The 17702-nt window shown below is 66.7% G+C and carries 16 protein-coding genes; 10 read left to right on the forward strand and 6 right to left on the reverse strand.

The features are described 5' to 3' along the window. Positions 1-17: 17 nt before the first annotated feature. The gene (locus tag AC3A6P_RS34085; protein ID WP_487696815.1) at positions 18-1208 is read left to right on the forward strand and encodes a metallophosphoesterase; all 1191 of its coding nucleotides are present in this window, start codon (positions 18-20) and stop codon (positions 1206-1208) included. A gap of 25 nt (positions 1209-1233) precedes the next feature. Next, positions 1234-1884 (forward strand): nucleoside/nucleotide kinase family protein, encoded by a 651-nt coding sequence (locus tag AC3A6P_RS34090; protein ID WP_487696838.1) that lies wholly within the window; start codon positions 1234-1236, stop codon positions 1882-1884. Here the strand turns inward: AC3A6P_RS34090 and AC3A6P_RS34095 are convergent, their stop codons facing one another. Together AC3A6P_RS34095 and AC3A6P_RS34100 are read right to left on the reverse strand one after the other, a co-directional pair. Further along, on the reverse strand, positions 1885-2550 hold the full coding sequence (locus AC3A6P_RS34095) for a response regulator (protein WP_487696816.1): 666 nt from the start codon (positions 2548-2550) through the stop codon (positions 1885-1887). It abuts the gene before it with no gap. Continuing rightward, the gene (locus AC3A6P_RS34100) at positions 2543-4108 is read right to left on the reverse strand and encodes a sensor histidine kinase (RefSeq protein ID WP_487696839.1); all 1566 of its coding nucleotides are present in this window, start codon (positions 4106-4108) and stop codon (positions 2543-2545) included. Before AC3A6P_RS34100 ends, AC3A6P_RS34095 begins: the two co-directional genes overlap by 8 nt. A gap of 355 nt (positions 4109-4463) precedes the next feature. Here AC3A6P_RS34100 and AC3A6P_RS34105 point away from each other — a divergent pair, with 355 nt between their 5' ends. The 7 genes from AC3A6P_RS34105 to AC3A6P_RS34135 all read left to right on the forward strand — a co-directional run bounded on the left by AC3A6P_RS34105 (position 4464) and on the right by AC3A6P_RS34135 (position 12212). Further along, the gene (locus AC3A6P_RS34105; RefSeq protein ID WP_487696840.1) at positions 4464-5348 is read left to right on the forward strand and encodes a Bug family tripartite tricarboxylate transporter substrate binding protein; all 885 of its coding nucleotides are present in this window, start codon (positions 4464-4466) and stop codon (positions 5346-5348) included. Beyond that, positions 5345-5866: a tripartite tricarboxylate transporter TctB family protein gene (locus AC3A6P_RS34110; protein ID WP_487696817.1), complete on the forward strand. Its 522-nt coding sequence runs from the start codon at positions 5345-5347 to the stop codon at positions 5864-5866. Before AC3A6P_RS34105 ends, AC3A6P_RS34110 begins: the two co-directional genes overlap by 4 nt. Next, entirely contained in the window at positions 5867-7408 is a 1542-nt protein-coding gene (locus AC3A6P_RS34115) for a tripartite tricarboxylate transporter permease (protein ID WP_487696818.1), read from the forward strand. 97 nt (positions 7409-7505) lie between these two features. Further along, the gene (locus AC3A6P_RS34120; RefSeq protein WP_487696819.1) at positions 7506-7895 is read left to right on the forward strand and encodes a universal stress protein; all 390 of its coding nucleotides are present in this window, start codon (positions 7506-7508) and stop codon (positions 7893-7895) included. A 46-nt stretch (positions 7896-7941) separates the two neighbouring features. Further along, positions 7942-9360 (forward strand): glucose-6-phosphate dehydrogenase, encoded by a 1419-nt coding sequence (zwf, locus tag AC3A6P_RS34125; protein ID WP_487696820.1) that lies wholly within the window; start codon positions 7942-7944, stop codon positions 9358-9360. Next, on the forward strand, positions 9353-11158 hold the full coding sequence (locus AC3A6P_RS34130; RefSeq protein WP_487696821.1) for a glycoside hydrolase family 15 protein: 1806 nt from the start codon (positions 9353-9355) through the stop codon (positions 11156-11158). Before zwf ends, AC3A6P_RS34130 begins: the two co-directional genes overlap by 8 nt. A 79-nt stretch (positions 11159-11237) precedes the next feature. Continuing rightward, positions 11238-12212, forward strand: a complete 975-nt coding sequence (locus tag AC3A6P_RS34135; protein ID WP_487696822.1) for a GGDEF domain-containing protein — start codon at positions 11238-11240, stop codon at positions 12210-12212. Between the two features lie 10 nt (positions 12213-12222). Here the strand turns inward: AC3A6P_RS34135 and AC3A6P_RS34140 are convergent, their stop codons facing one another. The 4 genes from AC3A6P_RS34140 to AC3A6P_RS34155 all read right to left on the reverse strand — a co-directional run bounded on the left by AC3A6P_RS34140 (position 12223) and on the right by AC3A6P_RS34155 (position 16107). Beyond that, positions 12223-12894: a sensor domain-containing protein gene (locus tag AC3A6P_RS34140; protein WP_487696823.1), complete on the reverse strand. Its 672-nt coding sequence runs from the start codon at positions 12892-12894 to the stop codon at positions 12223-12225. Positions 12895-12985: 91 nt separating this feature from the next. Further along, positions 12986-13294 (reverse strand): Rieske (2Fe-2S) protein, encoded by a 309-nt coding sequence (locus AC3A6P_RS34145; protein ID WP_487696824.1) that lies wholly within the window; start codon positions 13292-13294, stop codon positions 12986-12988. Beyond that, on the reverse strand, positions 13291-15753 hold the full coding sequence (gene nirB, locus AC3A6P_RS34150; RefSeq protein WP_487696825.1) for a nitrite reductase large subunit NirB: 2463 nt from the start codon (positions 15751-15753) through the stop codon (positions 13291-13293). Before nirB ends, AC3A6P_RS34145 begins: the two co-directional genes overlap by 4 nt. Continuing rightward, positions 15754-16107 carry a molybdopterin oxidoreductase gene (locus AC3A6P_RS34155; protein ID WP_487696826.1) on the reverse strand — a complete coding sequence of 118 codons (354 nt, stop codon included), beginning with the start codon at positions 16105-16107 and terminating at the stop codon, positions 15754-15756. Between the two features lie 177 nt (positions 16108-16284). On the opposite strand from AC3A6P_RS34155, the gene AC3A6P_RS34160 reads away from it, so the two are divergent. Beyond that, positions 16285-17697 carry an MFS transporter gene (locus AC3A6P_RS34160; RefSeq protein ID WP_487696827.1) on the forward strand — a complete coding sequence of 471 codons (1413 nt, stop codon included), beginning with the start codon at positions 16285-16287 and terminating at the stop codon, positions 17695-17697. Positions 17698-17702 lie beyond the last annotated feature (5 nt).

Here is a 17702-nt window from a genome sequence, read left to right on the forward strand (position 1 = left end):
CGGGGCTGATCACCTGCATGTTCATCATCATCCTCAGCGCGATCCTCGGACTGGCGCATCTGTACGTGTGGAAGCGATTGATCAAGGACACCACCGGGCCGGGGCGTACCCGGCGGATTCTGACGGCGGTTCTGGTCGCGCTCGCAGTGCTGCTGGTGGTGACGCTGATCGTGCCGCGGCTCACCGGTGTGGCGGAATCGGCCTGGTTCGCCTGGCCGGGCTACCTCTGGTTCGCGCTGGTCGGCTACCTGCTGCTCGCGCTGTTGGTGCTGGAGCCCGTCCGGCTGGTGCTGCGTGGCTGGGTGAAGCGAAAACCCAAGGTGGCGGCGGCAACAGCACCCACTGAAGAGCCCGCGGAGCAGCCAAGCGACGTCAACCGCCGGGTGTTCCTCGCCCGGGCCGGTGCGGTGGCGGCGGGTGCCGCCTCGGTGAGCCTGGTCGGTTACGGCGCGGCCACGGCGCTGGGGCCGCCGAATGTCCTGCAGGTGCCGATCCAGCTGCGCCGGCTCGACCCGGCGTTCAACGGATTCCGGATCGCGGTGGTCTCCGACATCCACCTCGGGCCGCTGCTGGGCCGCCGGCACACCGAGCGGATCGTCCGGATGATCAACGAGACCGAGCCCGATCTGGTGGCCATCGTCGGCGACCTCGTCGACGGCACCGTCGAAGAGCTCGGTCACGCGGCAGAACCATTGCAGGACTTGGTGTCTCGCGAGGGCTCCTTCTTCGTCACCGGTAATCACGAGTACTTCGTCGAGGACACCGTGCCGTGGTTGCGCGAACTCGAGCGGTTCGGCGTCTCGCCGCTGCGCAACGAGAACACCGCCATCCGGCGCGGCGGCGCGGCCTTCGATCTGGCCGGGGTCAACGACCTCGCCGGTGAGCAGCGCGGTGACCCACCGGATTACGACCGCGCCCTGGCCGGTGTCGACCCCTCGCGGCCCACCGTTCTGTTGGCTCATCAACCGGTGATGGTGGAGCAGGCCGCGGCGCGCGGGGTGGATCTGCAGTTGTCCGGGCACACTCACGGCGGCCAGACCTGGCCGTTCCAGTACATCGTGGAAGCGGTGCAACCGTCGCTGGCCGGGTTGTCCACGCATGACGACACCCAGCTGTATGTGTCCCGCGGGGCCGGCTTCTGGGGCCCACCGGTCAGAGTGGGTGCGCCACCGGACATCTCGGTGCTGACGCTGGGAAGTCAGGGGTAGCAGCATCGAGGAGAACGCGCCGGCGCTGCCGGATTTCGAGTCCGCGCTGGCCCGGGCGCGGGACCTGGCGGTCAGGCCGGGGCGGTCCCTGCTCGGTATCTGCGGTTCGCCGGGATCCGGTAAGACCACCCTGGCCGAGGCGCTGGTCGACGAGCTGACGTCGCTGCTGGGTCCGGGGGCGGTGGCACATGTCCCGATGGACGGATTCCACTTGGCCGACGTGGAACTGACCCGGCTGGGCCGACTCGACCGCAAAGGGGCGCCGGACACCTTCGACGCGTCCGGGTACGCCGCGCTGCTGACCCGGCTGCGCGCCGCGGCAGCCGGTGAGGTGGTGTACGCCCCGGTGTTCGAGCGGGATCTCGAGCAACCCATCGCCGGGGCGATACCGGTCGATCCCGAGGTCCGGCTGGTCATCTCGGAAGGCAACTACCTTCTGGCGCAGACAGCCGGGTGGGCAGGTGTGGCGGATTTGTTCGACGAGGTGTGGTTCATCGACTCCTCGCCCGAGGTGCGCATACCCAGGTTGGTGGACCGGCACGTGATGTTCGGGAAACAACCGGGGCGGGCCCAGGATTGGGTGCGCCGGGTCGACGAGCTCAACGCCGCGCTCATCGAGGAATCGAAAGTGCGTGCCTCGGTCCGGGTGACGGGTTTCGTGCCGCCACCACGGTGATCACCGGGTGCGGTAGCGGCGCTCGGGGCGGCCCGCGCCGTACTGCAGCCGCAGCTCCAGAGTTCCGGCGCTCAGATAGTGCTCCAGGTAGCGCCGCGCGCTCACCCGCGAAATACCCACCACTTCGGCACATTCCGCCGCCGACACCTCGCCGGCGGCGCGCACCGCGCCCAGTACCCGCTGGCCGGTCTCGGCGCCCAACCCCTTCGGCAGGACATCCGGGCCGCCTGCCACCGCGGTGTTGCCGAACAATTTGTCCACCACGCTCTGATCGACGTGTTGTTCGGCGCCCAGGGTGGCGGCGCGGGCGGCGAACGCCTCCAGTTTGGCGCGCAACTGTGGAAACTCGAACGGTTTGATCAGGTAGTCGGCCGCGCCACCGGCCAGCGCTGCGCTCACGGTGTCCAGCTCCCGTGCAGCGGTGATCATGATGACACCCACCGGATTCCCGGCGGAGCGCAACTGCTGCAGCACTTTCAGGCCGGTCATGTCCGGCAGGTAGACATCGAGCAGCACCAGATCGGGTGTCAGCTCGGCAATCGCCGTCAACGCCTCCGCGCCGGTGCGGGCCACCCCGACGCTGCGGAAACCGTCCACGTGCTCGACGAACCGGCGGTGGATCTCGGCGACCATGAAGTCGTCGTCGACCACCAGCACGTCACGCATGGGCGTTCTCGCTCAACGGGATACGGACACTGAACCGGGCCCCGCCATCTTGCGCATCACTGACGTCGACGGACCCGCCGTGCTGTGCGGTCACCAGGCGCACCAGCGCCAGGCCGATGCCCCGTCCGCCGGGAACATCGGGTTTCGAGGTCACCCCGCGGGCGAAGATCGACTCGCGAAGGTGTTCGGGCACACCGGGTCCCGAATCGGTGACGGTGATCGACAACCCGGAACTCACACCGCGGATCCCGACCACCACCCGGCTGCGCTCGGAACCCTCGGACACGTCGACGGCGTTGTCGATCAGGTTGCCCAGCAACGTGATCACGTCGGTGGCCAGCGCGGGATCCAGCGGCGCCAGGTTCGAATCGGGGGAGATGTCGAGGGAGACCCTGCGTTCGGCGGCCAAGGTGGTCTTGGCGATCAGCAGGGCGGCCACCGCGGGATCGGAGATGCGTTGGGTGACGGTGTCGCTGATCTCGGCGCGGCGGCGGGTCAGGGTGCCGACGAGTTCCCGGACCGCATCGTATTCGCCGAGCTGCACCAGCCCCGAGATGGTGTGCAGTTGGTTGGCGAATTCGTGGGTCTGGGCGCGCAGTGTGTCGGTGACGCTCTTGTGCGAGGACAGCTGACCACTCATGGTGGCCAGCTCCGTGGTGTCACGCATCGTGGTCACCGTACCGATCGAGCGTCCATAGCTGCTCGCGGCCCGCCGGTTGAGCGCCAATACCCGGGTCCGGGTGGCGATGACGGCAGCTGGGTCTGTTCCGTCGGCGTTCGCCGACAAGAGGAATTCGATCACCGCCGGATCGATTCCCACCGCGTCGACTCGCCGCCCGACCGCCAGATCGCTCACGCCCAGGAGCTCGCGCGCGCTGTCGTTGAGCAGGGTGATCTCACCGTCGTTGTTCACCGCCAGCACGCCTTCGCGGATGCTGTGCAACAGTGCCTCCCGGTGATCGGCCAGGCTCGCGATCTCGGCCACCTCCAGCCCGCGGGTATGGCGTTTGATGCGCCGGGACAGCAGCCAGGACGCGGCCAACCCCAGCACCGCACCGAGTCCCAGATAGACCAGCAGGCGTTCCCCGGCGCCGGAGAGCAGCTGCCACACGGTCGGGTACGGCTCGCTGACGGAGGTGATGGCCAGCACCTCGCCGTGCACTGACAGGATCGGCACCTGTCCGACGATGCTGTGCACGCCGACGACGTCGATGTCACCGAACCAGGCCCGGCCGGTGCGCACGTCGCTGGTGCCGAATTCGGCGGGCCGGCCCACCCGCGCCGGGTCCGTCGAGGAGCGCACCACACCGTCGGGACCGATGATCTCGGCCAGTCCGGCACCTGAGAGTGCGACGGCGCGGTCCACGTCCGGGGCCAGGGTCTGCGCGGCGAAGGGGTCGGACAACCTGTCGCGCACTATCGGGATGGACGCCAGGTTCTCGGCCACCGCGACCATGCGCTGCCCGCGTACTTCCTGGAACTCCCTGGTGGACTGCGCCACCGAGACCGCACCGACAGCCAGCAGCACCACGGCGACCACCACCAGCTGAAAAGCCAGGAACTGGCCCGCCAGGCTGGCGCTGTGGCGTCTCTTGAGCCCGGTACTCCCAGTCGTGAGCTCATCGGCCGCTCGTCCCTCGCGACCTCGACTCACTCCGGTACCCCCAGTCGTGAGCTCATCGGCCGCTCGTCCCTCGCGACCTCGACTCACTCCGGTGTCCTCAACGTTCACAACTTCCTTTGCGTCCGAAAGAGTGACCCATGTCACTTCAGGGAACAGTATTGCTGAGCATCACCAGCGAAGGAGTTTCATGGTGCCCAGACGACCCTATGGCGTGCGCGCAGCTGCGGTGCTGCTGATCGCGCTGCTGCTCGCCGGCTGCGGGGTGACCCGCGGCGACGACCCCGCCGGCATGCACCGCCTGCGCATGATGGTGCCCAACAGCCCCGGCGGTGGATACGACCTCACCGCGCGCACCGCGGTCAAGATCATGGAAGACGACGACATCACCGGCCGCGTCGAGGTGTTCAACGTCATCGGCGCCGGCGGCACCGTCGCGATGGCCCGCCTGATGAACGAGCGCGGTAACGGCGACCTGATGATGATGATGGGCCTCGGCGTGGTCGGTGCGGTGTTCACCAACGGCTCGTCGGCGCGGGCCTCGGATGCCACGGCACTGGCCAAGATGGTCGAGGAGCAGGAAGGCATCCTGGTCCCCGCCGATTCACCGTTCCGGACGGTCGACGACTTCGTTCAGGCCTGGAAGGCCGATCCGGCCAAGGTCGCCGTCGGTGGCGGTTCGTCACCCGGCGGGCCCGACCACCTGTTCCCGATGGAGACCGCCCGCGCGGTGGGCGTCGACCCGAAACAGGTCAACTACGTGTCCTACGACGGCGGCGGCGACCTGCTGACCGCCCTGCTGGGCAACAAGATCGCCGCGGGCACCTCAGGTCTGGGGGAGTACGTCGACCAGATCGAGTCCGGCCAGGTGCGCGTCCTCGCGGTCTCCGGTGACGAGCGGGTCGACGGTGTCGACGCACCCACGCTCACCGAGGCCGGTATCGACCTCACCTTCACCAACTGGCGCGGAGTGCTTGCGCCGCCCGGGATTTCCGATGAGGACCGCGCCGCCATGGTGAAGATCCTCGAAGAGTTGCACGCCACCGATGCCTGGAAGGAAGCACTGGTGACCAACGGCTGGAGCGACGCGTTCATGACCGGTGAACCGTTCGAGCGCTTCCTCGAAGAACAGGACAACCGGGTTTCGACGACGCTGACCGAATTGGGGCTGGTGTGAGCACAGAGACTCCTCTCGAGAAGACCACCGAGAAGACCACCGACAAGGGCCAGTACATCGTCTGCGCGGTGTGCGTGGCGGTCGGCATCTTCCTGATCGTCGACGCGCTGCGCATCGCCGACGGGTTCGCCAAGGTGGATCCGGTGGGGCCGCGGCTGTTCCCGATCGCCATCGGCGTCGGGCTGATCCTGCTGTCGGTGATCCTGGCCGTCGCCATCCCGCGCGGATCCAAGGGTGAGGCCGATGCCGGTGAGGACATCGACCCGAACATGACCAGCGACTGGCGCACCGTCGGTCTGCTGATCGCCCTGTTCGTGGCCGTCATTGTGTTGGTGATGCCGCTGGGCTGGACCATCGCCGGCGGGTTGTTCTTCGCCGGCACCGCAACGGTTCTGGGCAGCAAGCACTACATCCGCAACATCGTCATCGGCGCGGCGCTGGGCGTCCTCAGCTTCTACGCGTTCTATTCCGGGCTCGGGATCCCGCTGCCCGCAGGCATTCTGGACGGGATTCTGTAGATGGAGAACTTCGACTGGCTGCTTCAGGGCTTCGCCGAAGCCGCCACCCCGATGAACCTGCTGTATGCCGTGATCGGCGTGCTGCTGGGTACCGCGGTGGGTGTGCTGCCCGGTATCGGCCCGGCCATGACGGTGGCGCTGCTGCTGCCGATCACCTACAACGTCAGCCCCAGCGCGGCGTTCATCATGTTCGCCGGCATCTTCTACGGCGGTATGTACGGCGGTTCCACCACCTCGATCCTGCTCAACACCCCGGGTGAATCGTCGTCGGTGATCACCGCCATCGAGGGCAACAAGATGGCCAAGGCCGGCCGCGCGGCGCAGGCACTGGCCACCGCGGCCATCGGCTCGTTCGTCGCCGGAGCCATCGGCACCGCGCTGCTGGCGGCGTTCGCCCCGGCGGTGTCCCGGTTCGCGGTCACCCTCGGTGCGCCGTCCTACCTGGCCATCATGCTGTTCGCCCTCGTCGCGGTCACCGCGGTGTTGGGTTCGTCGAAACTGCGTGGCGCCATCTCGCTGTTGCTGGGTCTGGCCATCGGCCTGGTGGGCATCGACTCGCTGACTGGCCAGCCGCGCGCCACCTTCGGGTTGCCGCAGCTGTCTGACGGTATCGACATCGTGGTGATCGCCGTCGCGGTGTTCGCCGTCGGTGAGGCGCTCTGGGTGGCGGCGCACCTGCGTCGCCGGCCCGCCGACATCATCCCCGTCGGCCGGCCGTGGATGGACCGCAAGGACTGGGGTCGGTCGTGGAAGCCGTGGCTGCGCGGCACCGCGTTCGGGTTCCCGTTCGGTGCGCTGCCCGCCGGTGGCGCCGAGCTGCCGACGTTCCTGAGCTACATCACCGAGAAGAAGCTCTCCAAGCACCCCGAGGAGTTCGGCAAGGGCGCCATCGAAGGTGTCGCCGGCCCGGAGGCCGCTAACAATGCCTCGGCCGCAGGCACTTTGGTGCCCATGCTGTCGCTGGGTCTGCCCACCAACGCCACCGCCGCGGTGATGCTGACGGCGTTCGTGTCCTACGGCATCCAGCCCGGCCCGACGCTGTTCGACAAGGAACCGCTGCTGATCTGGACGCTGATCGCCAGCCTGTTCATCGGCAACTTCCTGCTGCTGGTGATCAACCTGCCGCTGGCGCCGCTGTGGGCCAAGCTGCTGCGCACCCCGCGGCCCTACCTGTACGCCGGCATCCTGTTCTTCGCCATCCTGGGTGCGTTCGCCGTCAACATCCAGCCGCTGGACCTGGCGCTGCTGCTGCTGTTCGGCCTGATGGGTTTGATGATGCGGCGCTTCGGCCTGCCGGTGTTGCCGTTGATCATCGGTGTCATCCTGGGCCCGCGCATCGAGCGCCAGCTGCGCCAGAGTCTGCAGCTGGGCGGCGGCGACTGGTCCAGCCTGTTCACTGAACCCGTCGCCATCATCACCTACATCTTGATGGCGCTGCTGCTGCTGGCGCCGCTGGTGCTGCGGTTGTTCCACCGCAGCGAGGAGACGCTGCTGGTGGTCGAAGACGACCGGGACCAGCGGGAAAAGGCCACCCAACAATGATGACGATCAATGCCGAGCGCGCGTGTCTGTACACCAACACGCCGTCGCCAGCGTACAAATGCGTGCGCTCGATCGTCGCGGATGAGCGGAGCGAAGGATGATCGTCGTCGGATACACCGCCGACCAGTTCGGGCGCGTCGCACTCGAACACGGCATCGCCGAGGCCAAACTGCGCGACAGCACACTGCTGGTGGTGAACTCCACCGCCGGCGACTCCTATGTTGATGCCGCGTTCGCCCAAACCGATGCCGTCAACCAGCTGGAGCACCTGCTGACCGACTGCGGCGTCGAGTACAAGATCGAGCAACCGGTGGGCAAGTACGCCGCCGATGCCTTGCTGGAGGCCATGGACCGGTTCGAGGCCGAGCTGCTGGTGATCGGGATCCGGCACCGCAATCCGGTGGGAAAGCTGCTGCTGGGCAGCGTCTCTCAACAGTTGATTTTGGAGTGCCGCAAACCGGTACTGGCCGTCAAACCCGCCGACTGACCCCTCGGTGGTTTGACCGGCGGGCCCGCTGGCTACATCCGGTGAGGTGGCTTCACAGCAGAACATCCCTCCGCATGTCTTCGTCCTCTTCGGCGCCACCGGCGACCTGGCCAAACGCAAGCTCTTCCCGGGGCTGTACCACTTGGCCGCGGCCGAGCGGCTGCCCGACGAGTACGTCATCATCGGCTCCGGACGGCATTCGCCGGGTTCGGACGACGAGTTCCGTGCCAAGATCCGCGACTCCCTGAACGAGTTCGTCGACGATCTCGATGACGACGTGGCCGCCGACGTGCTGGGCCGGTTGACGTTCACCGTCGCAGACGCCGACGACGGCAGCGATCTGGCCGCCGCGGTGAAGGATGCCCAGAACAAGCTGGGGCAGGACACCCACACCTTGGTGTACCTGTCGGTGCCGCCGTCGGCCATGCAGCCGATGATCACGATGCTGGGCCGCGAGGAGATCGCCACCAAGGGTGCGCCGGTACGGATCGTGATCGAGAAGCCGTTCGGCACGGACCTGCGCAGTTCACGCGAACTCGACGCCACCCTCAAGAAAGTGGTCGACGAGGAGCAGGTGTACCGGATCGATCACTTCCTGGGGAAGGAGGCGGTGCAGAACATCTTGGCGTTGCGATTCGCCAACGGCCTGATCGAACCGGCATGGAACCGGAACACCGTCGAATCGGTGCAGATCGATGTGCCCGAGGATCTCACCGCGGAGGGCCGCGGCAGCTTCTACGAGTCCACCGGGTGTTTCCGCGACATGGTGACCACTCACCTGTGCCAGGTGCTGGGTTTCGTCGCCATGGAGGCGCCGGTACGGTTGGACGCCCAGCAGTTGCGTAACGAGAAGTCGAAGGTGTTCACCGTCATGCGGCCGCTGGATCCGCAGCGGGTGGTGTTCGGCCAGTACGACGGGTACCGCGAACTGGAGGATGTGGACGACGATTCGCAGGTGGAAACCCTTGTCGCGCTGGAGGCTTTCGTCGACAACGAACGCTGGCAGGGGGTCCCGTTCTATCTGCGCACCGGCAAGGCGATGGGTGACAACCGGCGCACCGTCACGTTGCGGTTCCGCACCCCGCCGTGCGGTCGCTTCGGCGAGAATGCCTATGGCGCAGATGAATTGGTGTTGGAACTGGAGGAGTCGCCCAGGGCCGAGATCCACCTCAACGTCAAACGCCCGGGCCCCGACATGGCATTGACCTGCGGCACTTTCCACCTCGAGATCGCCAAGGACGATCCGGACGATTCGCCGCTGGAAGCCTATGAGCGGCTGCTGCTCGACGTGATGCGCGGTGACCAGACGTTGTTCACGCGCGCCGACGAGGTGGACCGGCTCTGGCAGGTGTGCCAGCCGGTGCTGGACAATCCGCCACCGGTGCAGCCCTACGCGGTGGGGTCGTGGGGACCCGACGAGGCTGTCTCCCTCATCGAAGGCGGGTGGCGGCTGCCGGATGCCTGACAACGACTGGCCGGTCATCGCCGATCACGGCCTGATCGGTGACCTGCGCACCGCCGCACTGGTCGGCACCGACGGCACCATCGATTGGTTCTGCGCCCCGCGGTTCGATTCGCCCAGCATCTTCGGGACGCTGCTGGACCGCGAGAAGGGCGGTTGCTGGCGGCTGGCCCCGGACTGCGAGATCAGCCGCACCCAGCAGTTCTACTTCCCCAACTCAGCGGTGCTGATCACCCGGTTCCTCACTCAGGACGGCGTGGCGGAGGTGCACGATTTCATGCCTGTGCACTCCGCGCACGAGCCCGACCATCGCCAACGGTTGGTGCGCCGGGTGTCCGGAGTTCGCGGGAAGATCCATCTGCGGATGGTGCTGGACGCCCGCCCTGACTACGGCCGCTTGCGCTGTGTGCTCGAGCCGACCGACGGCGGCGTGTTGATCACCGGCGACGGTATGCGGATGGGGTTGGCCGCCACCACAGAACTGACGATCGAGGACGGGACCGTCAGCGCCGAGTTCACCCTCGGTGACGGCGACACCGCCCTGTTCGTGCTGGAGGTGCTCGACCCCGACGAGGCCCCGTCGTGTGAGGCCATCCACTTGACGGACAGCCTGCTGGACGCCACCACGGCATTCTGGCGAAAGTGGCTGTCGCAGTCCACATACAAGGGCAGATGGCGTGAGACAGTGCACCGCTCGGCCATCACGCTGAAGTTGCTCACCCATGAGCCCACCGGGGCGGTGATCGCGGCGCCCACCACGAGTCTGCCTGCTCCGGTGGGCGGTTCCCGAAACTGGGACTACCGCTTCGTCTGGATCCGGGACGCGGGGTTCTCGCTGTATGCCCTGCTGCGGCTCGGATTCACCGACGAGGCCAACGGTTTCATCCGCTGGTTGTCGGAGCGGCTCGGACGGGACACCGACGGTGGGCTGGGCCCGCTGCGGGTGCTCTACGACATCGACGGCAACCTGCCCGACACGGAGGAAACGCTGGATCACCTTTCCGGCTACCGGGATTCGTCGCCGGTGCGGGTCGGTAACGCGGCGGTGGATCAGCTGCAGCTCGACATCTACGGCGAGATCATCGATTCGGTGTACCTGTTCAACAAGTACGGTGCAGGTATCAGCCACGATGCCTGGGAAGACGTCGTGCACGTGGTGAACTGGGTGGCCGAGAACTGGGACCGTGATGACGCCGGCATGTGGGAGGTGCGTGATGCCCCGAAGGCGTACACCACCTCGAGGCTGATGTGCTGGGTGGCCCTGGAACGCACCATCCGGATGGCGCGTCAACGCGGTCTGCCCGGCGATCTGGTGGCGTGGTCGAAAGCCCGCGACGACATCTACAAACGCATCATGACCCACTCCTGGAACGCCGACCTCGAGGCGTTCACCCAGGTCGAGGGTGGTCAAGCGCTCGATGCCGGGGTGTTGCTGATGCCGATGCTGAAATTCCTGTCACCGGCCGATCCGCGGTTCCTGTCCACCTTGCGGGCCATCGAGGAGCACCTGGTCACCGATTCGCTGGTGTTCCGCTACGACCCGGAGACCGACGGCCTCGACGGGCAGGAGGGCACGTTCTCGATCTGCTCGTTCTGGTACGTCGAGGCGTTGACGCGCGCGGGCCGGCTCGACGACGCGCAGCTGGCGCTGGAGAAGATGTTCACCTACGCCAACCACGTGGGGCTGTACGCCGAACAGGTCAGCGCCACCGGTGACCAGGTGGGCAACTTCCCGCAGGCGTTCACCCATCTGGCGTTGATCAGTGCCGCACTGAACCTGGACCGCGCCCTCGACGGCTGACCCAGACCCGCCTGCACCCGTATGCGATCATTAGCCACAATCGGGTCGAGAAGAGCAGAGCTACAGGCAGGCCGTCGTCATGGATCACCTCGGTTCGTTCGCTGGCGCGCAAAGCCAGCGCGTACGGCTGCTGCGGATCTACTTGGGCGCGACCACCTTCCTCTACCTCTACGGCGTCGTCTTCACGATCTTCCCGGTACGCACGGATATCGCCTATGGCAATCCGATCGGCGGCATCATCGCGATCGTTCTCGGGGGGTCGGGGCTAGTCCTCCTCGCCGTGGCCCCGCACCGCCTGTTGCCGGCCACCGTGGCCGCGTGGGCGGCCACTCCGATCGTGATGGCTTTCCATGTGTCGTTGATCGCCGAGTACGTGTGTCTGATCGCCCCGATGTTCCTGGCGATGTATGTGAGGGCCTTCCATTCCCCGCCGCAGGCCTGGGTCATGATCGTCGGCCTGGCGGCGGCCTGCGCGGTGGCTGTCGGAATCTCGCCGGCGCCATACACGGGTGTCATCACCTACCTGATCATCGTGGTGGCGATCATCGGGGCGGCCGAGTCGTTCGGCATTCTCATGCGGGCCATGTTCGCGGCGGCGTGCACCGATCCGATGACCGGCCTGCTGAACCGAGCCGGGTGGGAAATCGGAACCACCGATCTGATGAGGCGCGCCCGCACGACGTCGGCGGCCGTCACTGTCGTGGCCCTGGACATCGACGGCCTCAAACGCCTCAATGACACCTACGGCCATCAGGCCGGGGATCGCCGCATCACCGAATACGCCCAGCACTGGCGACGGGCCGCTCCGCGGCGCGCAGTGGTGGCCCGACTCGGTGGTGACGAGTTCGCGGTCGTTATGGCCGGCGAGGACCCCGCGGTGGTCGAGACGTTTCTCCGGCGGATCAAAGAACACACGCCCGAAGTCAGTGTGGGTGCGGCAACGCAGGATTCGGACGATGTCGACATCGCGGCGCTGTACGCCCGTGCCGACGCGCAGCTGTACCTGAGCCGGGGCCGGCCTCTTCGCGACCAGACGGGCGACTCCGACGACTGAACCCGAACTTTCAGTGGGCCAGCACTTTTGTGCCGATCTGGTCGGCGACCCGCACCGCGGAATCGCCCGGGGCGGCGCTGCAGGTGTTGACGTCGATGACGACGTTGTTGCGCAACGAGAGTGCGCGTCCGCAGGCCCAGCCGGGGGCCGCGGCTTCCTGATGCGTGGCGATCGTGGCGAGCGTGTGGTCCGTGTTGGTGATCTCGCCGACGGTCCACCGCGACCCGCTCTGGGTGTGGGTGTATTCGTGGCAGGCCGGCCACTGCTGAACCGACGCGGAGAAGAACTCCTCGGCGGGTTTACGGTAGGCGAACAAGATCACGGCCTGTTTGAGGTACATCGTGAATGCATCGCCGTTGTTGAAGCTCTGATCGCGCTCGGCGCGGAACCGGCTGTTGGCATACACCGCTGCCTCGGCGGCGCCGTCGATCGCCAGGCATTCCTGCGGCGCCATGATGGCGCTGTTGTCGGCCATCTCGGCTCTGGACTCGGTGACGATCATCGGTGCCCCCATGGTGGCCGACGCCTCTTCCGGGCTCAGCAGTAGTTCATCGAGTTCCCGTTCGACCAGCGGGCGGGGGACCAGCGTGGGGGTGGGTTCGGAAAGTGCCGCATTGCTCGGGGTGCTGCATCCCGCGAGCAGAACGCAGACCGCCGCGATCGCAGCCCGTGATTGACGCATACGGCCATGGTGCGACAACTGGGTCCGCGACCACGGCAGAACGGCGGCGTTTCTCGGTAACGATGAGCGGTGAATCTGATAACGGAACGGATCACCGCTGGTGGGGTATCACGATGCGGCCCTCGACCGTCTCGAGCGGGTAGCTGCGCACCGACATCGCCGCGCCGCTGACTTCGGCGCCGGAGCACAGGTCGAAGGTGTGGTTGTGCAGCGGACACACCACCACGGTGTCATCGGCCAGGCCGTCGGCCAGCGGGCCGCCGCGATGCGGGCACACCGCGTCGATGGCGCGCAGGGACCCGTCGCGCAGGCGGAACACCGCGATCTGCACCCCGTCGACGGCGAAGGTGCGGCCCTCGCCGACGGGGATCTGGTCGACCGAGCCCAGGTCCACGCTCATCGGACCGGAACCTGGGGCAGCGGCAGCAGCGGCAACGACGTACGGAACTGGCCCTCGGTGACGGGCTCGGCGCCGTCCTTCCATGGATCACGATAGGCGGCAACAGATTTCGCCATCCGGGCGTCCAAACCCTCGGCAAGGCCTTCCGCGTCGTCCACCACGACGGACCGGATGTGCTCGATACCGAGCCGCGGCACCCACGCATAGGTGCGTTCCAGCCAGTTCGCGCTCTCGCGGTAGTACTGCAGGAACCGCCCGGTCAGCGTCATCACTTCCTCAGCGGTGTCCACGGTGGCCAGCAGGTCACCTTTGCGGATGTGCGCCCCCGCCGCGCCGCCCACGTAGATCTCCCAGCGGCCGCCCTCCACGGCGACCACACCGAGGTCCTTGCACAGCGACTCCGCGCAGTTGCGGGGACAGCCGGTGACGGCCAGTTTCATCTTGGCCGGACTGGCCAGCCCTTGGTACCGCTCCTCGATCGCGATACCCAGGGCCGTCGAATCGCCGACGCCGAACCGGCAGAAGTCGCTGCCCACGCAGGTTTTCACGGTCCGGAAGCTCTTGCCGTAGGCGTAACCCGACGGCATGTCGAGATCGGCCCACACCCCGGGCAGGTCTTCTTTGCGCACCCCGAGCAAGTCGATGCGCTGGCCGCCGGTGCATTTGATCATCGGGATCTCGTACTTCTCGGCGACATCGGCGATCCGGCGTAACTGTGCCGCCGAGGTCACCCCGCCCTTCATCTGCGGCACCACCGAGAAGGTGCCGTCGCGCTGGATGTTGGCGTGCACGCGGTCGTTGATGAAACGCGCGTCGCGCTCGTCGACGAACTCGTCGGCCCACATCATCTCCAGCAGCGACGCCAGCGCCATCTTCGAACCGGCGTCGTGCTGACCGTCCGGGGCCAGGGCATTGAACACCGAGGACACCGAATGCAGTTGCAGCTCCCGGATCAGCCGCATCAGTTCGGGTTTGGCGTACGGCACACCCGGGACATACCACGACGCCGACGCGTCCTCGGTCACCGCGCCACCGGCGGCCCACTCCACGATCTGACCCACCAGCTGCTTGCACGAGCCGCAGCCCTTGCCGGCCTTGGTCTGCTTCATCACGCCGCTCACCGACGTGGTGCCGTCCTTGACACAAGCCACCAGCGCACCCTTGGACACGCCGTTGCAGTTGCACACCTGGGCGTCATCGGCCAGCTCTGCCACACCGACTTCCACATCGGGGGTGCCGATGTCGAACATCAGCGACACCCGCTCATCGGGCAGCGGCAGGCCGTTGTCGAACGCCTGGGTGAGGAACGACACCTTGCTCACATCGCCGACCAGGGTGGCGCCCACCAGCTTTCCGTCCCGGATGACTACCGTCTTGTAGACCCCCCGGCGCGGTTCGGAGTACTGGACGAATTCGTCATCCACGTGCTCGGGACCCTTGACGCCCATGGAGGCGACGTCGACGCCGGCCACCTTGAGCTTGGTGGCCACCCGCGAGCCGTGGTACGCGGCGCGGGGATCGCTTCCGGTGAGGTGGTCGGCCAGCACCTTGGCCTGCTCCCACAGGGGCGCGACGAGGCCGTACACCTGACCGCGGTGCTGGGCGCATTCGCCGACGACATAGACGTCGTCGTCGTCGACGGAACGCATGTGATCGTCGGTGACGATCGCGCGTTCGACGGTCAGCCCGGCCCGTTGCGCCAGACCGACATTGGGCCGGATACCCGCCGCGATCACCAGCATGTCGCAGTCCAGCTGCTCGCCGTCGGAGAACCGTATGCCCTTCAGGGCCCCGTCGGACACCAGCACCTCGGTGGTGCGCTTCGAGGTGTGCACGCCGATGCCCAACGCCTCCACGGATTTACGCAGGATCGCCCCGGCGAGGTCGTCGAGTTGGGCGTTCATCAGTGTCGACCCGGCGTGCACCACGTCGACGGCCATACCGCGGGTCTGCAGACCGCGTGCGGCTTCCAGCCCCAGCAGCCCACCGCCGATCACCACGGCTTTGGTGCGGTTGGCGGCCTCGGCGATCATCGCCGAGGTGTCGTCCAGCGTCCGGAACCCGAACACCCCGTCGGCCAGGGTCTTGTCGTCGGCCCACAGTCCGGCCATCGGGGGGAAGAACGACCGGCTGCCGGTGGCCAGGATCAGCTTGTCGTAACGCATCGACGTGCCGTCGTCGGCGTGTACCAGGTGCGCGAACGTATCGATACGCACCACCCGCACCCCGGCGCGCAGGTCGATGTTGTTGTCGGTGTACCAGTCCAGCGCGTTGAGGTAGATCTCGCCCGGATCATCGCTGCCGGCAAGCACATTCGACAACAGGATCCGGTTGTAGTTGCCGTAGGGCTCATCGCCGAAGACGGTGATCTGAAACCGCTCACCACCGGCACGGCCCAGCACCTCTTCGATGGCCCGGATCCCGGCCATCCCGTTGCCGACCACAACCAGCCTGGTCATCTAGAACTCCACCAACCCGAGGTCGACGATCACGGTGCCCGCGGCACCGGGCGGGGCCGAGACGTAGAGCTCGAGCACGGTGTCGGCCAGCAGATCCTCCACCACGCGCAGGGCGACGTGGGTGGCGCCTTTGGCGGCAATAGGGAAGTAGCGCATGGGTTTTCCGTCCCGGTAGAGCACCACGCTGATCATCTGCTTGCTGGAGTTGCCGCCGCGGAAGTACACCGGCTGCGTGGTGGCGCCGGCGGGCACAACGTATTTCAGTGTGTCGTCGAGGAGCGCGGGTTTGTCGTACCCGTCGCCTTTGAATTCGAATGCGCCCTGCAGGAAACGGGGGGTGCTGCCGTCTGTCATGGGCCGAAGCTAGGGGCGGATTGTTTCGGCTCGGTTTCGCTTGAGAGTCGCTGATGAATACCCGTGCGCACTCCGCAACACCCTCACGGTGAGCGTTTCCCGCATGTGAGACCCAATTGACAAACCGGTCATCCAAGGGCAATCGATGCGGAATGCCGGGTCCGTAGAAATCTCTGCATGACCCGTGGGAAAACCATCGAGCACTGGGATGCCGAAGACGTCGACGCCTGGAACTCGGGCGGCAGTAAAGTAGCGAAACGCAACCTGATCTGGTCGATCTTCGCCGAGCACGTCGGTTTCTCGGTGTGGTCCATCTGGTCGGTGATGGTGCTGTTCATGCCGCAGGACGTCTACGGCATCGACGCCGCAGGCAAGTTCTACCTGGTGGCGATGCCCACCTTGGTGGGCGCGTTCATGCGCATCCCGTACACCATCGCCCCGGCGCGCTTCGGTGGCCGCAACTGGACCATCGTCAGCGCGCTGTTGCTGCTGATCCCGCTGGCCCTGACGTTGTGGGTGATGGCCCAGCCCGGCGCGTCCTACACCACGTTCATGATCATCGCCGCGTTCGCCGGCCTGGGCGGCGGCAATTTCGCCTCGTCGATGACCAACATCAACGCCTTCTACCCGCAACGGCTCAAGGGCTGGGCCCTTGGTCTCAACGCCGGCGGCGGCAACATCGGCGTACCGGTGATCCAGCTGATCGGCCTGCTGGTGATCGCCGCGGTCAGCAACACCGCCCCGTACATCGTGTGCGCCATCTACCTGGTTCTGGTCGGCCTGGCCGCCCTCGGTGCGGCCCTGTTCATGGACAACCTGGGCAACCAGCGCTCCAACCTGGGCGCCATGGTCGAGGCGATGCGGTTCAAGCATTCCTGGGTGATGAGCTTCCTGTACATCGGCACATTCGGTTCGTTCATCGGGTTCTCGTTCGCGTTCGGCCAGGTTCTGCAGATCAACTACCTGGCCGGCGGTGACACCCCGGCCCAGGCCTCGCTGCACGCCGCGCAGATCGCCTTCCTGGGCCCGCTGCTCGGTTCCATCTCCCGGCCGTTCGGCGGCAAGCTCGCCGACAAGGTAGGCGGCGGCAAGATCACGCTGTACGTGTTCACCGCGATGATCTTCGCCGCCGGGATCCTGGTCGGTGCCGGAATGCTGGACGACGGTACCGCCGGCGCGCCCACCGGCGGCCAGATGGTCGCCTACGTCGCCGGTTTCATCCTGCTGTTCATCCTGTCCGGCCTGGGCAACGGGTCCACCTACAAGATGATCCCGTCGATCTTCGAGGCCAAGGCCCAGGGGCATGACGAGTGGAGCCGCGAAGAAAAGGCGGCCTGGTCGCGCAGCATGTCGGGTGCGTTGATCGGTTTCGCCGGCGCCGTCGGCGCCCTCGGCGGAGTGGGGATCAACATCGTGCTGCGGATGTCCTACGTCGGTGACGCCAAGTCGGCCACCAATGCGTTCTGGGTGTTCCTCGGCTTCTACGTGGTGTGCGCCATCGTCACCTGGTTCGTGTTCCTGCGGATGCGCTCCGCGGCGCCCACCGGCGAGGTCATCGGTCGCGCTCCGGCGCCGGTGGGGGCGAACTGAACACG

The sequence above is a fragment of the Mycobacterium sp. Soil_C_30 genome, from assembly GCF_057656995.1.

Coding starts and splice junctions, on each gene's coding strand:
- AC3A6P_RS34095 (WP_487696816.1), bottom strand. CDS start 2,550: ATGCGTGACGTGCTGGTGGTCGACGACGACTTCATGGTCGCCGAGATC.
- AC3A6P_RS34085 (WP_487696815.1), top strand. CDS start 18: ATGTTCATCATCATCCTCAGCGCGATCCTCGGACTGGCGCATCTGTAC.
- AC3A6P_RS34120 (WP_487696819.1), top strand. CDS start 7,506: ATGATCGTCGTCGGATACACCGCCGACCAGTTCGGGCGCGTCGCACTC.
- AC3A6P_RS34145 (WP_487696824.1), bottom strand. CDS start 13,294: ATGAGCGTGGACCTGGGCTCGGTCGACCAGATCCCCGTCGGCGAGGGC.
- AC3A6P_RS34160 (WP_487696827.1), top strand. CDS start 16,285: ATGACCCGTGGGAAAACCATCGAGCACTGGGATGCCGAAGACGTCGAC.
- AC3A6P_RS34130 (WP_487696821.1), top strand. CDS start 9,353: ATGCCTGACAACGACTGGCCGGTCATCGCCGATCACGGCCTGATCGGT.
- AC3A6P_RS34155 (WP_487696826.1), bottom strand. CDS start 16,107: ATGACAGACGGCAGCACCCCCCGTTTCCTGCAGGGCGCATTCGAATTC.
- nirB (WP_487696825.1), bottom strand. CDS start 15,753: ATGACCAGGCTGGTTGTGGTCGGCAACGGGATGGCCGGGATCCGGGCC.
- AC3A6P_RS34140 (WP_487696823.1), bottom strand. CDS start 12,894: ATGCGTCAATCACGGGCTGCGATCGCGGCGGTCTGCGTTCTGCTCGCG.
- AC3A6P_RS34105 (WP_487696840.1), top strand. CDS start 4,464: ATGCACCGCCTGCGCATGATGGTGCCCAACAGCCCCGGCGGTGGATAC.
- AC3A6P_RS34115 (WP_487696818.1), top strand. CDS start 5,867: ATGGAGAACTTCGACTGGCTGCTTCAGGGCTTCGCCGAAGCCGCCACC.
- AC3A6P_RS34135 (WP_487696822.1), top strand. CDS start 11,238: ATGGATCACCTCGGTTCGTTCGCTGGCGCGCAAAGCCAGCGCGTACGG.